The sequence below is a fragment of the Burkholderia sp. PAMC 26561 genome (assembly GCF_001557535.2).
In the GTDB taxonomy this organism is placed as follows: domain Bacteria; phylum Pseudomonadota; class Gammaproteobacteria; order Burkholderiales; family Burkholderiaceae; genus Caballeronia.
In genome coordinates this window covers 674269-689634 of the sequence record NZ_CP014308.1, presented here as the reverse complement: position 1 = coordinate 689634, position 15366 = coordinate 674269, and the positions used below count along the sequence as shown (strand labels likewise).

The 15366-nt window shown below is 54.7% G+C and carries 12 protein-coding genes; 7 read left to right on the top strand and 5 right to left on the bottom strand.

The window, feature by feature from the left end:
• The first annotated feature begins 250 nt into the window (after positions 1–250).
• From AXG89_RS26110 to AXG89_RS26090, 5 genes are all read left to right on the top strand, one after another.
• Positions 251–1657: a replication initiation protein gene (locus AXG89_RS26110; RefSeq protein ID WP_062173865.1), complete on the top strand. Its 1407-nt coding sequence runs from the start codon at positions 251–253 to the stop codon at positions 1655–1657.
• 1020 nt (positions 1658–2677) lie between these two features.
• Positions 2678–3118 (top strand): SET domain-containing protein, encoded by a 441-nt coding sequence (locus AXG89_RS26105; RefSeq protein WP_062173863.1) that lies wholly within the window; start codon positions 2678–2680, stop codon positions 3116–3118.
• 580 nt (positions 3119–3698) lie between these two features.
• Positions 3699–3974 carry an HU family DNA-binding protein gene (locus AXG89_RS26100; RefSeq protein ID WP_062173861.1) on the top strand — a complete coding sequence of 92 codons (276 nt, stop codon included), beginning with the start codon at positions 3699–3701 and terminating at the stop codon, positions 3972–3974.
• Between the two features lie 141 nt (positions 3975–4115).
• Positions 4116–4373 carry a DUF1488 family protein gene (locus AXG89_RS26095; RefSeq protein ID WP_335671974.1) on the top strand — a complete coding sequence of 86 codons (258 nt, stop codon included), beginning with the start codon at positions 4116–4118 and terminating at the stop codon, positions 4371–4373.
• Between the two features lie 197 nt (positions 4374–4570).
• Positions 4571–5893: a hypothetical protein gene (locus tag AXG89_RS26090; RefSeq protein WP_069638446.1), complete on the top strand. Its 1323-nt coding sequence runs from the start codon at positions 4571–4573 to the stop codon at positions 5891–5893.
• 159 nt (positions 5894–6052) lie between these two features.
• Here the strand turns inward: AXG89_RS26090 and AXG89_RS26085 are convergent, their stop codons facing one another.
• Positions 6053–6337 (bottom strand): hypothetical protein, encoded by a 285-nt coding sequence (locus tag AXG89_RS26085; protein ID WP_062173855.1) that lies wholly within the window; start codon positions 6335–6337, stop codon positions 6053–6055.
• Between the two features lie 936 nt (positions 6338–7273).
• Here AXG89_RS26085 and AXG89_RS26075 point away from each other — a divergent pair.
• Entirely contained in the window at positions 7274–8155 is an 882-nt protein-coding gene (locus tag AXG89_RS26075) for an H-NS family nucleoid-associated regulatory protein (protein ID WP_062173851.1), read from the top strand.
• A 227-nt stretch (positions 8156–8382) separates the two neighbouring features.
• On the opposite strand, the gene AXG89_RS26070 is transcribed toward AXG89_RS26075, so the two are convergent.
• The 3 genes from AXG89_RS26070 to AXG89_RS26060 are packed head-to-tail and all read right to left on the bottom strand — an operon-like array spanning position 8383 to position 11331.
• A complete protein-coding gene (locus AXG89_RS26070) occupies positions 8383–9207 on the bottom strand; it encodes a glycosyltransferase family 2 protein (RefSeq protein WP_062173849.1) in 825 nt (274 codons plus the stop codon).
• Positions 9204–10244 (bottom strand): hypothetical protein, encoded by a 1041-nt coding sequence (locus AXG89_RS26065; RefSeq protein ID WP_062173847.1) that lies wholly within the window; start codon positions 10242–10244, stop codon positions 9204–9206. The genes AXG89_RS26070 and AXG89_RS26065 overlap by 4 nt, the downstream gene beginning before the upstream one ends.
• Positions 10237–11331 (bottom strand): glycosyltransferase family 4 protein, encoded by a 1095-nt coding sequence (locus AXG89_RS26060; protein ID WP_236873513.1) that lies wholly within the window; start codon positions 11329–11331, stop codon positions 10237–10239. Before AXG89_RS26060 ends, AXG89_RS26065 begins: the two co-directional genes overlap by 8 nt.
• A 1905-nt stretch (positions 11332–13236) precedes the next feature.
• On the opposite strand from AXG89_RS26060, the gene AXG89_RS43345 reads away from it, so the two are divergent.
• A complete protein-coding gene (locus AXG89_RS43345; protein ID WP_082771638.1) occupies positions 13237–13434 on the top strand; it encodes a hypothetical protein in 198 nt (65 codons plus the stop codon).
• A 337-nt stretch (positions 13435–13771) separates the two neighbouring features.
• Here AXG89_RS43345 and AXG89_RS26040 read toward each other — a convergent pair whose 3' ends face one another.
• Positions 13772–14884, bottom strand: coding sequence for an alkene reductase (locus tag AXG89_RS26040; RefSeq protein ID WP_062173844.1), 1113 nt, complete (start codon positions 14882–14884; stop codon positions 13772–13774).
• Between the last annotated feature and the right edge of the window lie 482 nt (positions 14885–15366).

The window sequence follows — 15366 nt, the reverse complement described above, 5'->3', positions numbered from 1 at the left end:
TGTGAATAAGGGTGGTTTTTGTGACCCACAGGGTGGTTTTTGTGAAGGGTCGACCTGAAATTGGGCAACCCCGGCGAAAATTGGGACGTTAGGGGTGGAAATTGTGTTGCGCGACTCATGCCAAACAGAATCGATGGTCAATCCAATTCGGGGCGACGCGCGACGGGGCGACCACTGGAACGGGGTGGTTTTTGTGTTGACACCCTTCTGGCGACTGATAAAGTTTCAGCATTAAGGTCGAAACCACCGCATGGAAAACAAAAATATCTCTGTTACGCCGCACCAGCTTGCCTTGGACATCTATGACGACATGTCCGCTCAAGGCACGGCTATAAGCGGTGCCACGAGGGATATTGGCTTCCTCAGGAATAACATCTTTACCCGTGTAGGCGGGCTCGGAATTGCCGCGCGGCGGGTGCTTGACGCAGCCTACTTCATTGTGGCAACAAAAGCGCCTGAGGAGCTTTCCGACGATCGTGTCTACACCTTCACAGCCGAAATCAATTATTTCAAATGGCTGATGCGCTACGACAGCCGTAACCATAGCCACCTAATCTCGTTGATGCGAGCCGCCGCCAAGGCACGCGTCGAAATCATGACGGCTCCGTCTATCGAAGAACTGACAGAGAAAGATTCGTGGGGCACCATCGGGCTGCTAGGCGACTGTTATATCGAGAGAAATGTTGTCTGCATCCTGCTGTCCGGGCGGCTTATCAAATACCTAATTAGCCCGTACAAAGCGCACTGGCTGAGTTTGCGCGCGTCGACAGCATTTTCGCTTTCGCTCGCGCGCGCTATCTATGACCGGCTCATTCCCTGCGAAGGGCCGGGCGTGACGGAGTGGTTCGCATACGAAGACGTGCTGGAGTGGCCTGGCAAAGTGGGCGAATCGCGTAAGGAATTAAAGGAATTTAAAAAGCGTTTCCTTCAGCCCGCGATCGAGCAACTGAACGAAGTCTCCGATTTCGATGTCAGTTGGGAAGCTAACGCTGAGCGCATTGCACCCGAGAAATTGAAGCTTCGTTTCAGGTTCACCAAAAAGCAAGGCGCGGACGCTGCCCGCGCCGGCATCCAAGATTCCATGTATCTCGTGCTTCACCATGAGTTCGCCTTTGATTCCCCCGACTTCGAACGGCTCGCGAAAAATCGCGCCGTCTGGACCGACGCTCGGCTTGAGCAAGCGATTGAATACACTCGCTTCCAGCTCGACCGTGGTGCGATTACAGTCAGCCCAAAAGGATATTTGTTCAAAGCGTTGGAAGGCAGTTATCGGATTGGTGAAGCGGACCGCAAGATGGCCGCACTCAAACTTGCGCACGCTGCGGAAAACAAGAAAGACGCTCTGGCGCGCGAAGTCGTCACGGCGAACGTTAACGCCCATCGGCAGGCACAAGAAAACGTCGCTAAAGCCAAGATGGAAGATGAAATTAGAGCAGGGCGCGACTTCTTCGGTTCCTCCGATGCACAGACGCAAAGCGATCTGTTTAATTCGTTCGTTGGGCAGCGGATACCGCAACGACTCATTGAAAAACAGGAACTGACTCGCGAATTGCTGACGCCAAGCAATATCCTCACGGCAAACCGGGTTGTCGCCGATGCATTTTGCTCGCATGTCTTCGTAAAGATGAAAAAAGCGCTGTCCGCTCGTCAAGGCTGATGCGATTTTAACTGCACACAGACGATAAACTGCCTAATGGTCAGGAGAGTGGCGCGCACGGAAATGAACGCCTATTACCCGCTTTGAACGACACTGGTGAAGAGGCAGTGCTCGTATTGAAGGCTGATTCAGTCGTGTTGACCGTGATAAAGCACTGCACCGAGGACCGGCCCGTGATTACGCGCGCTAATCCGCTTCATTCGGGCAGTGGTGATTAATGTAAGCGTCGATAGGATTGGCGAATTTTTCCGACGCAATGTTGAGCCTCCTACGGAATCGAAGCGCCACATCGTGACATGTCATCGTTCACTACTATGATATGGACACAATCGCTGCTTTCAAGCGATTGCGCGCCAGCCGACGCAAATCCGAAACCGCCGTGGAAGATTTCGGCCAGGCTCTCGATGAGTAAAGTTTGTCGTTACTGCTTAGCGCACATAAAAGGCCGTTGAACTCTAATCTGGCGGATGTCGCTTGAACGCAGAACGAGTAGCGAGGCATTGAGCTTGCACCGCCGGCTAGCCGAACCGAGCCCGAGTCATACTTCTACGTTGTCTTTTGCAGCGAAGATAATTGCAAGTCGAGCACGAGTGGCATCTGTGTCTCGAAGAATCAGACCGCCCAATGTCAACTCGGTAGAATACTTCATGGTGTACGCGAGTACAGCTTCTTCAAGGCTTGTTGAAAAACCAATAGCGCGAAAGTAAGTAGTAAGGGCCGAGTGAATGAAACATGTTAGCGAAGGAAGCAGCCACCAAGCGCTATCAGGTTTCTACACTCGACCGCACGGTTCCGTGTTGTACTGCTCGCATGAACAGATCTCCCGTGGACTTGTTACGTCTGGCGATACCCAGTACCTCAGCTACGCGATCGTTATAACGCACCAGTGTCCCACGAGGAGGCTGTTGCTTAAAACGAGCAATGTTATTAGACAGAAACCAGACGCCTCAAATCTGTCACTTTCCGTCTTTTGATGTGTCATCGATGACGGTCATTTAGCCTATTGAGCGGCAAAGAAACGTGCAGGAATTTTTCGTAAGGCGTTCTCCGATCCATGGACGCGGCGTATTCGCCGATACCATTATTGCGCACGCCGACTATTTGCTGGAATACAAGGGCGAAGTGCTTTCTGAACGCGAGGCCAATCATCGGGTTGCGCGCACGAAAGCGTGGAGGGCCGCACGTCATTTTTTTGGTTTAGGCGACGGCCGGGCGATCGATGGAACCGTTAGCGGAAATTCCGCATGCTGGATCAGTCAAAGTTGTGAAACGAACCGAGAGGCCGAACAGGACGGCGATCGGATGTGTACCCGTACTATCGAAAAAATCAAACTTGGTGAACAAACCTTCATTGATTATCGGCTCGACACTGGAAGCCGTACTACTAAGAAGTTGACGGCGACCTATGGCCGTCGATGTGGTGCTAAAAATTGTCGCCTGACGATGCTCTACGTGCAATGAGAGGCAGAAAAATTGCAAAACATTCATCAACTGTAGCTCAACGTCACGCTTAAATCGAACCTGCGCCGTTCCATCTGTTGGCACTCCGTATCAATTTGCTTAAGATAACGTATCGCCAGCGTACATTAATCGGGCAAATAAAGTTCAGCTGACGCGCCGTCGCAGTCGACGATCCCGCACCGCCCGTCGAACCTGTAACACTTCGAAAACAGAGGAGATCGATTTTTATGCCGGTCGCACTTGCATGCCTGCGAGCTGCATCCGCAACAGCGTTGCGGTCTGCATTTGGACGTCCCGAGAAGCATAATAAACAATTAAACTTCCGAATCGTCGATGCTTAGCAGCCTCAGCCATGTTCTCCGTATGTCAGCTGAGACCAAGGGCAAGTCTTCGACCATTGCCGTTGACGGTAAAGCTTTTGTGCAGCATCCTGAACGGGAGCGGGCACTGTTGAGGGTGGCGGGAACCCGAGGCTAGCGCGCAGCAAATATTAATCGATTATCTTAAAACCTCTCTTGGTGCCGACCTAACGCAAGATGGTAAAGATTGACCAACAAAAAAACTCTTGAGAGGACCTTTGATGAACAAGCAAGAACATGTTGATGCAGTCGCGGCACAAACCGGCGCAAGCAAGGCTTTGACCAGCGAGATCGTAGATGAGGTCCTAGTAGCGATCACGCGAGCAGTGGTGTCAGGTGATACCGTTCAATTAATCGGCTTTGGTTCGTTCGGTAAGAGGGCACGTGCCGCTCGCGCGGGGCGCAATCCAAAAACCGGCGTACCGCTGCAAATCGCTGCAGCTACCACAGTAAAGTTCACTGCAGGAAAAGGCTTCAAGGATAGCGTCAATCAGTAACGCCCCGTGTTTCCGGCAGTTTGCGCGCTAGTAATCCCGACGTGCTCATAGGCGGTGCAGTGTTAGCATTGGGGTCGATACGCTTGCGTTATGATTCGTTTGACTCGGCTTAGCTCTGAAAAGTGACAAAGAAAGAAGTGCGTGCAACATTCATATGAACCAACCCTTGTGGAGGATGGCCGGGTCGTTATGTCCACGGCATTGAACGCTGGTCGCGAAGTAAGCGCACTGATCACGAAGACGGCGTTAGAGCAGTACTTCTGGTCGCGCCCAGATGCAAACGAAGGCCATGTGCTGCGTATATTTGCTGACGGCCGCCATCGCATCGCGGCCGTCACGCGACGTTTGGCTTTACGTAGCGGTTCGACAAAAGTTCGCCTTGATGAGCAAGACTTTTAGCAGTAGGCGCTTACGCTTTCAACACGCTCAGATACTTTGAGCCCTTATCGGTTTTGCGGTGACGCGTAGGCCTGGTTAATTTTTAGATTCAATGTATTGCAGTAGCCAAACCTTGAGCCACCTGACAAAAATTTGTTTGCATATTGGGCTCTCGCTCTTATCTAAATTGGCGAGCGAAACATTCGGAGTTTCATTTTATGAGTCGTACATTTGGACGCCCAGGTTCGCGAGGCAGCGGTCCACGTCCAGCGCGCCAGCACCCGCCGAGCAGCGCGCCTCAGACGCAAAAAAAACACTATGTAAAACCCGTTCAGGCAAAGGATACGACCCAGACAGCATCTATATTTAAGACTCGAGCGTTCAAAGTACTCGTCGACACCGTTGGTGCCGAAAATGTGGCATTGGGTCTCGACTCGAATCTGGCCCGCATCGCGGAATTGGTCAGCGGTGAGCGTTTTACGCCCGAGACGGCGTTTCACATGGAAACGTCGCTTGGTCTTCCCGATGGTTTCTTCGATCATCCAAATCCGACGTTGCCACCAAACGTGATCGCACGACTGCGTTCCCCGCTGGAAAATAGGCCGAATGACAGCGTTTTTGATGAACCCGTGGAGCCTTCACCGAGCCATCAGTCCGCCGATCATATAGAGCACCCCACGGTGAGCGAAGCTGTAACAGCCAAGGATGTTGATATGCCAAGAAAGACCAGCACCGCTCCCGTACCGGCTAGCAAAAAGGGCAAAGTGGTTGCGCCGAAAGGTACCAGCGCAAGCGCGAAGAATGAGCAGCCGGAGAGCGTTTTGAAAGCGGCTAAGGCGGTGCAGCAGCAGTCGCTTGAACTGGCGAGCACGCCGTCGGTCACTGAGGTTCGACAAGCAAACCTTCATGTCTTGACTGCTCGCAATGGATCGAAAGCGCTGCTGAGCCGAATGTTGAATCTAAGCCAGTCAAACATGGCGCATCGGCTGCACGGGAAGAAGCGTTTGGACGATGTTGAGGCGAAGCGATTTACCGATGTATTGGAGCTGCCAGCGGGGTGGCTCGACACGCCGCGACAGCCGGATGACGTGCCTGGTCACGTGAACGAACTCCTCGCACCGACCTCGAGAAGACGTAAGAAAGTGATGCCAACAGCAACGAGTCCAAAACCGCAAGCGGCGGCGAGAGATGATGTGGACGAAACCAGTGCGGTGTCTCCATCGCAAAATGTTGGCGTCTCGGAGAAAGACGTGATGAGCAACGCGATGGAAAATGTCACGACTGCGATGGCGGCTGCACCCTTACTTAAACCACCCGTTGAACAGGTTGAGGTTGCAGACCAGTTTAACCAATTGTCGAGTACCAAGGAAGATTTGGCTAACGAAGCGTTTTCGCTTTCAGTAGCAAGCGACCTTGCTCATCTGCGTGGCATTCCACCCATCGCTGAAGCATTGCTGAAGACAATTGCTGCGAAGGCGCGGACGGGTCATTTGAATGAAACCACGGCGTTGGAACTCTTGCAACAAATGGTTTTGCTCTGATTAAGTATTTCTTCCTGGACCCATTGTTTGATTGATCAACACATCACTTTTCGTTTAGCTTGTCCGGGAAGCGGGGGGCAGCGGCACAAACAGGTTTGTGCAGATTTAGGTCGGTCAGACGCCGCTGAAACAGGTCGTCGAAGCGTCGCATCTACGGGCTCATCGAGGAAAGGCATCTATCAAGCCGAGCAGCGGTATGGCGGTCAATCGGCGTCTAGCCTGACGGATGATGCTGAGCCGGAAGATATCGCAGGTCACTATCTTCGAAGTGGCGGGGCTTGATATCTGCAGCAAATTTTGACTATTTTCGCCGCAACGCTTGTACCACATCTGCGCAATTGCGCGGTTAGGAAGCGAGTCTCCTGACGCCGCACACCCCCAGCGATTCTCCCAATAGAGAGCGAGCGTTTGGGCAGCTTCGCGATGACCAAAGCCGAATGCCATCTCGTACTCGCCTTTGCGAGCTCGACGTCAGGCGCCTCGCCCCGTCCAAGACGGGCGCTATCGCCAAGCGCCGCAGCCGAAAATCCCTTCCGCTTGTCTTGCACGTTTTCATCCTTCAAGACGTCTCCAAGGATGCGATTGGCTAACTCCGGGTCGCTGTCGCCGCCCGTGCCTGCAAAGAGCGACAACGCGTAGCGACGCGCAACGCTGGATGCTTATCGATACCGACCTGCACAAGAAGTTTCCGGCCAAGATACGGAGCGCCGGCGATTGTTGATAACAGCAGGGCGTTGGCGGTCGTGGCAATGGACTCGAGTGGCGCAAAACCCGATCTATACGCGGATACAACATGTCGATAGAACTGTTCGATGTCCAACGCCGTATCGTGAAGCTTAAGCGCTAGCCACTCTCGATGGATTTGGTTAAACCAACTCAATTCGGCCATATCAACTTCCTCGTGTAACAGATGCGAGACATACTACTCTCGATGCGTCGAAGCTTGAGTCAATGACAGTCTGTGTTACGACTTACCTAACCTACTGAGCGATATCCGGCTCAAATTGTCGTTTTAAACGGCGACGAAGGCTCCAGGGATCCTTCTTTGTGCTCGCTATATTTTTGGAATGACGGGGATTTTCGCATACCCGATCCGGGGGACGAGACAAGAAGAAGCTTGGATCGCGCAAGGCAGATCGAATCTAAAAAAGAAGGATCAGGGAAGTCTCAATGAACTTCCATCAAGGCAAATGGATACCGATGGTTTTGGAAGCGACAATCTATACCACCTCCCGACTCAAGCATCAAAGTACAGGAAATAAAGGTAAGTCTGTGGTCGCAAAGTAGTGTCGTACATGGATGTAGTGCTGTGATTTGACTAGTTTGTTTGCATAAATCAAGCGGCATGGCATAGTGCAAGTATTTACTATCGGAAGTACTATGCCCACACTCGAAGTCATTCAAGAAAAGCTTAAGAGGTTGCAGGCGCAAGCCGACGCGCTGATCGCAAAGAAAGCGCAGTCTGCATTGGACCAGATTCGTCGCCTGATGCTGGAACACGGATTAACGACCGAAGATATCGAAGCCAAAGCAAAAGCGAAGCGGGAAGCGAAAGGGGCAGGCAGTCCGATTGTTACGACAAAGCGGAAAGCATCCAATGCCCTTGGCACTAAAGTCGCTCCGAAGTTTCAGGATCCGAAGAGCGGTGCCATGTGGACCGGCCGTGGAAGCGCACCGGCTTGGATCGCGAAAGCAAAAGATCGCACCAAGTTCTTGATTGAAAACAATGCGGTGGCGGCGCACGTCACGTCTCCCGCAGTCAAGAACGCTAATGCAACGGCTACCGCGAAACCCCGCGGGTACCGAACGGGACCGCAGCCGGCTAAATATCGCGACCGCAAGTCAGGCGCAACATGGAGCGGTAAAGGCCGCGCACCCGCGTGGCTCGCGAACGTCAAAGACCGCACCAAATTCTTGATTGAAGAGGCGGGTGCGTCGCCCGTCACTGAACTCGCGACCAAAGCGACGCGTAAATCGCCTGCAGCTGCCAAAAAAGCGAGCGCGGCCAAAAAAGTATTGCGGAGGGTTGCGGCGAAGAAGGCCACTGTCAAAAAAACAACTGCTGTGAAAAGTGAAGGGAAGGAAACCCCGTCGAGGAAAGCCGTGGCTGGACGCAAGAAGGTTGCGGCTAAAAAGTCAGGACCGGTCGCGAAAAAGAGAGTTGCAAAGAAGGCGACTCGATTAAGCAATACAGCGTCCGCACCGACAGTGGCTGACGCTGTCAGCGATCCACAAGCAGCGTTGACAGCGCCGGCAGTGTAAATCTAGCTAGAGTAAGTAGGGCGGCCTTTCGGCCGCTCGCTCCTGTTGCAACCAGCAGGACCCGCAGCCCTGTTTTTGGATTCAAACCGCAGGCGGTCATGCATGATTCGCCGACATGCACGGCACGCGGGTACCACGGCTCGACCCCTTCCGAACCTGCCGTGGCGTCGGCTCATCTCAGAGCCAAGCACCATGCGAAGGTTATCTTACTTTGTGACGGGTCAGCCTCATCGTAGAGCTGCCGCGATTTCAATGCGTGTCGGCATTCGGCGCAGCACGATCGCTTCATCGTCCATTTCGATGTAGCCAGCATTCGCAAATTGAGTCAACCAGCCGTCCATGGGCCAAAATCCCCAGCGCGCGCGGAAGAGTCGTGCGTTGGCAACGATGCTTGTAAGGTGATTGAGCGGCGGATCGAAGCTAGGATGGAACTGATGGAACGCGCGCGCCTGGATGAACTCTATTGGCACTCCGGTTTCCGCCGCGCGAAAGCCAAAATCCGTGTCTTCTGCGCCGTAGCCGCGGTATTGCGTATCGAAGCGGCCGATTTGCTCGAACGTCTCACGTTGACACGCAAAGTTGAGTGACCAAAAGAGGGCGTGCGGCACGGTTTCACCGCTGCATCGCCCCACATGAAGCGGATGGGGCGCTCCGTATTGCGCAAATAGGTCCATTGCCGTTTCAGTGTTCTCCAGGGCCGAGGGAAGGTACAGCACCTCGCCTTGGTACAGGACGTTTTTTGAGAGGGCAAGTTTATCGCGATAAGCTGCCAACAGATCCGGCGCAGGAACACAGTCCACATCGAGAAATACAAGGTCATCACCAGGTGCATTGTCGACGGCAGCGTTGCGAGCGGCTGCGAGCGGTAACTTGTCGTCGCCGCTGTCTAGGGCGCAATGAACGATCGGGAAACGCGAGCTTTCCCACCGGAAGGGCGTTTCATTCATCTGCACGATAACGAGCGCAGCCGGCGGTACCGTCGACTGCTCAAGGCCACGGATCATGTTGAGCAAATGACCGCGACGACCGTGCACGAGAGTCAAGACATTCATCGCCCTACCTCTTGTGCCGTGCGCGTGATAGCCGACGCGGCGCGCTGCCCGCCGGTGCCGTCTGCGAACGTGGTCCAGTTCGCAGGCGAGAGCTCTGCGGCGCGATCGAGCAATGAGGGCCACGATTCCGCCGCAGGCCAAACCGCGCAGTGTATCGCCAGACCGGCTCCACCAAGCCGTTCTCCGACGGATTGTTGTTCGCCAAACGGGCGAACTTCAGGCACGCAGATAAATCGACAGCGCAGATCCGCGATCTCGCTCACGAGACTGTCGCCCGCTGATCCTACGACAACATGTGCGGATGTGAGCCATGGGAGCGGATCGTTGACCATGCCGAGCAGCTGGAGGTTTGGCGGCGTTGGAATCGAAGGATCGTCGGCGACTGGTCCAAGCACAGTCCATTGCCAATCATGACAAGCTCGTGCGGCATCGACCAACCGTGCGACAGTCAATTCCGTACCACCGAAGCCCGTAATGACTGTCACATGCCGGTGGTTGGTTTGTCGCATGGAAGGGGAACGACCGTAGCGCGAAATTGATCCGACGTAATCCGTTTTGAGCGTCCACTCCAGAGGCGTGTCAGGTTCTTCAAGCTGTGCAGGATAGGGCGCAAGCAAACGGCTCGCGCATGCGTAGGCGAGCGTATGAGCTTGATCGAGACGATGTCCGCGTTGACGCACATAGACCGTCGGCACGCCGCAAAGTCGCGCAAACAGCGCAACCTCGACAGATACGTCAACGACCAATAAACACGGCCAGCTTGATCTGAACCAGTCAACCATTGCGCCCATGCGCTCCCTAAGGCCAGCTACAGCCAACGGCGCGTAGTGAAGGCCTACCGGAGTATCAACGAGTGTGTGCTCATCGTAGTCGCTTGGGAGGTGACAAAGCGTTACGTTGGCAAGCTCGGTTTCGCTAGGCAGGCTGCTGCCGAACAATGTCACGGAGCCGGGCAGGTGGGCTGCGATCGTCAAGGCGCGCGTAACGTGTCCTGCTCCCTGATGATGCGCGTAATAGCCGACTGTTGTCTCAGCCATAATCACGAACCTTTAGCCGGGCCAAGTTGGCGAGTAGAACCTCATAACGAGCGACCATTAGATCTATATCCCAGTGCGATGAAGCATGGCGGCGACACGCGGCACGATCGAGCGTGCGTGCGCTGAGCAACGCTGTGGCTAGTGACGCTGCGTCGTTGGCCGAAGCAAGCACGCCCGTCTCGGCAGTCAAAAGTTCAGGAATTGCACCTCGAGAGAATGCCGCGACCGGCGTGCCGCAGGCCAGAGCCTCAGCCGCGACGAGTCCAAACGGCTCGTTCCAGCACGGCGTGACGAGGCAGACGCTCGCACAACCAAGTTCTTCAACAAGCTCGGCCCTCGACAGGTGACCCAGATAAACGACATTTCTCGAAAGCCGGGGCGCGATCTCTTCGTCGAAGTACGCGCGGTCAATTGCCTGCCCCGCGATGCGTAATGGAATTCCTGCAAGTTGGGCTGCGTCGATCGCGAGATGGGCGCCCTTGTCGGCTACAAGCCGGCCATACCAGAATGCGTGGTTGCCAATAGGTCTATGCGTCGGCCGCCATTGCTCCAGGTCAATACCATTTGGAATGACGTGACAGTCGGGCGTCAGTTCCTCCCAGTCTGCTGCATTGGAGCGCGACACCGTGCAGTAGTTACCGCCGCCACGTCTGTGCTGAGCGGAAATGGCATTGATCATTTCAAAAAATGGTGGCGTATGCAGAACGGTCAGCATCGGCGTGGCGATCATGCCAGACATTGTGACGGGAACGTAGTGCAGGGCATTATTGAAGATGATGTCGAATTCGTATGCATCGATACCCTGCAGGCAGTCCATGTACGCATGGTGTTCCGCAATAAAATCGGAGCTCAGCGTGTCGTGTTCATGTTTAACGGCATCGCCGCGATAACTGCCGACAGGCGCCATTGGCACTGCATTCAACCGGAGCGCCGAATCGGGATGCGCAAAGAGCGTCACGTCATGGCCGCGATGCTTGAGGTGCTGGGTAATGTCGTGGGTGAATGCCTCCAGGCCACCTGCGAAGGGCTCGCGGATTGGGTGTTTGATGTGCGTGAGGATTCCGATCTTCAAACGGGATGGGTTCACAATGGCCTGGAGTTAGCCCTTCGCGCATCATTGCGGTCTTGAGCGAGTTTTCACGTGGTCGACCATCGGTAGACCGCGTGTGGGAACAGTAATAGCGTATCGACGAAACTCGTTGCTGCGCTAATTCTTGTGAAGCTTCTTGTCAGGGACTTCACCTCGTCGAGTGGGTAGGACGGCAAGGTATCCCACCCTTTAAAACAATTGAGCTCATTTGATTTCTACACTGTCAACTGGGCTGGCCGCTTGCTCCAACACTTGTTAGGCCTTCGCGTAAGCTCCGTTTTCAGTAAAGAGATCGGTCATCACAGACTTCAGATCTAGGTGAGTTCACTCTTTTGCCGGTCTCCGCCCTGCCTCGTGACAAAAGATTCACTTCCAAGGCCGGAGATAGCAACTCATCACTCCGCACATTGCTAATGACGGCTGCGATGCTTAGCCGCAATAAAGATGCCAGCTTAATCGGCCCGACATACATATCAATGCGTGTATGTTGAGATTGAACGACCGCGCGAGTGTTTAGACTGCTGGGACGAGATACGTAAAGCCCCGTTAGCGGAACGGGACGCTTTTCGGTCCATAAGGCGATCGAGCCATTTGAAGGTAGTTCTGTCGCAAGCTAAAGGTTCTATCTGATTATCTTTCGGCAATCTCAGACCTGGGAAACCGGGTTGGCAAAATCTTCGTCCGACTATCTGCGAAACGCCCATGGCGAAAGTACTGTCGTGCACTTCTCTTCTCGCGCGGCCCGGTCTAGCGATGTCGATGCCTATTGCCGGGGATGGATTGAAGACGTCGCCGGCGGCGATCGATGGTCGATGAGCTCGGCATTTGCTCGGAAACGCTCACTGAGCAACGATCCTTGAGAAGATTATTGGAACCCGTCGGTGCATCACGATAGCGATGCGCTGTGCCATTGGGATACAACGCTAGCGCGTATGTCTCGGCTCTTCAGTAACCAAAAGCCGGCTGCTATTGGCGCTGCGCGATCGCATCCGAGCAGATTGCCAACACGCGCTGAACCATGGAGCTTGAAAGGTTCAACGACATATCTCCCGTGAATAACGCTTGAACGTGAGCCTGCCGGATCACGACCTTGGCTTTGAACAGGTCATGTCTCGCGAGCCGTAGTGCGAGTTGCCCCAGGTTGACTCGCTCAAGCCACGGCATCTTTACAGCGTTTCGTCTGAGCCATAGCCGGCAACTTTCGACCACGTGGTCCACTCGCCATTCATTGGTCAACCTATGCGAAGCCGCAGCGGTCAGGACCAGGAAGCATAACAATTCGGCGCGACGTTCACTCTCTACAATCATGCAACTCCTCATCTAGCGTTTCTGTTTGACCTGCATCGTGCGGCGGTGTGCACGAACTATGCGCTGGCTTCACCTGGTCGCAGTTCCGACGCAACATTCGTCACACCCGTCGCAACAGTGACAGTCCCGAACGTCCCTGGTCGCCATCCAGAGTGTGATGGTCGGCTGGCGGCGTTCCGACCAAGCGCGCGTTTTCGCGCGCGTGAACTCCCGGCTTGCCATTCATCCCGCGAGACACCGCTCCGTCCACTAAGTCGCCGAAGGCCGTTCCCAGCTCAGCTACGAAGGCCGCCCTCCGGCATGGATGCATTCGACAAACAAGCATATCCACAACAGCCTCCGTAATCGACTAAAAAGGGGCAATTCATTGTTTCAAAACCCGTTGCAGACAAGAAGAGGGCCGCTGCCAAAATTCAAGGACGCAGCGATTGTGCATCAACGAGGCGGGCCGACCACAGGCCATTCACTCCTGATTCAAAGCCGCATAACTCGTGCTGTTTAATCTCAGCCGCGAAGTCTAGCCGCAGGCCTTGCTTACAGCTTGAGGCCTCCTTTTTGCTCAGATAGGTGGATACATGACGACTGGAGGGTGACATGACAACGAGCGCGCGCGACGAAGACCCGGGACAACCGCCAACGGAAGTTTCCAAACCGGTTGGCGATGCAATACCAGCGCCGGTAGAGCCCGGCTTAAATCAGCCGTTGCCGTCAAAGGAGGACGACGATAACCCATTAGTCGATCCGGACTCCGCGTCTGGCGTTCCCCCGTCAGGCGAATCAGATTATGCTTAGGTCGAGGAAAGTGGTTGATTTCCTCAAACCACGGCATATCAACTGAGTTTAGTCCTGGCCGAACGTGGGAGCTTTGATCCGGGGTCGCCCCGCTACTGTTTGGCCGAAGCATGCGCGACTACCGCGACCGCGCGGAAGAAGAACCTCAACGTGACATCCACTTCTCACGTCAACATGACTTTCGGTTTCTGTCATCGCAAAACCGATTTAGTGACGCGCGCCGACAGGCCAGCTCAAACTCGACAAACGATTGGCAAAAGGCTGCCGCCTGCGACGGTTGTCGGCAAGCAGCGGCTCTCTTGAATTTTCAAGTCACTGATCTGTGAGCCATCGTGGTTTAGGTTGAGCTGCCATCGAGTGTCGGATAGTTAGTGTAGCCTTCATCAGCGCCACGGTAAAAGGTCGCTACGTTTGGCTTGTTGAGTGGGGCGTTTTCGCGGAACCGCACATCGAGATCCGGATTTGCCAGATACGCGCGGCCAAAGGCGATCAAATCCGCCTGACCGCGTTCGATCCGCTTCTCGGCGCTTTCGGCTGTGTACTGCCCGCACACAATAATCTTTCCACTGAACGCTGCGCGAAGCTTTTGCCTGAAAAGGTCTGACAACGGCTCGCCGCCAGCCCAGTCCGGTTCAGCAATATGCATGTACGCCACGCCTAGGCGCGTCAACTCTTTCGCCAAGTAAAGAGACGACGCTTCCGCTTCCGTGTCCTTTAGGTCGAAGCCGACAAATTTCGGCGAAATGCGAATCCCCACGCGATCTGCGCCGAACACAGCCACCACTGCTTCGAGCACCTCCACGACTAGCCGTACGCGACTTTCGACGCTGCCGCCGTATTGGTCGGTGCGATGATTGGTATTCGTCGACATGAATTGTTGCAGCAAATATCCATTGGCCGCGTGGACCTCAACCATATCGAAGCCGGCCTGTTTTGCGCGCTTCGCAGCGCTCACGTATTGCTTGACGATGCCCGGCAACTCCCGCGTCTCGAGCGCACGCGGGGTATCGGCCGGAATCGGTCCGAGCAAACCGTCTTTGTGCTTCACGAACGCGGTCGTGTTCTCGGCACGAATAGCCGACGGTGCCACCGGCTGGTTGTCATCGGCTTGTACGAGATGATGCGAGACCCGCCCGACGTGCCACAACTGGAGGGCAATCCTGCCGCCTTTTTCGTGAACGGCTTTAACCACGTTGGTCCAGCCCGCTTCCTGTTCGTCCGTATAAATGCCGGGTGCCGCGAAATAACCTTGTCCTTGCTTCGATATCTGTGTCGCTTCGGACACGATCAAACCTGCACCGGCACGTTGCGCGTAATAGCGCGCGTTCAAGTCGGTCGGGATATCGCCGGGTTGAGAAGCGCGATTGCGTGTGAGCGGCGCCATGACCATGCGGTTCTTGAGTTCGACCGAACCGACCTTGATCGGTGATAACAGCTTGTCTAGCGACATGTGGGATTCCTTTTATTCGTGAGCGAAGCGAGCGCAACAGGTCGCGGTGATATTTGTTGCCGTGCAATAATCGCTCCCTGCTTGCGACAGAAGGTTGTGCATACAAGGTTGGTGGCACAAAAAAGCCGCCGGGCTCAAGCCGGACGGCTCGTCGTGTTTCTTGATATCGACACTCGTAACGCGCACGTAAAACGTGGTTTGGGTCGAATGAAGGCAATCCTTGCCGTCTTTCTAAATTCGCGAGAGCATCCACAGAGCAATGTCCCATTGCCGCTGGGACGGATTGACGTCTGAGAATGCCCCTTGCGGTGGATCGATTACACACAGAAGCAACATCCAAATCATCAATTTGCTCGCTCACTCGATCGCGCGTTCGCGTCTGGCACTTGTGCTGCAATCGCCGCTGCTGCAGTTGAGTCGCGGGAAGGTGTCATGGATCGAGCGCCGCAGAGTCATTACACGCTGTCGCTCACTATGTGCAA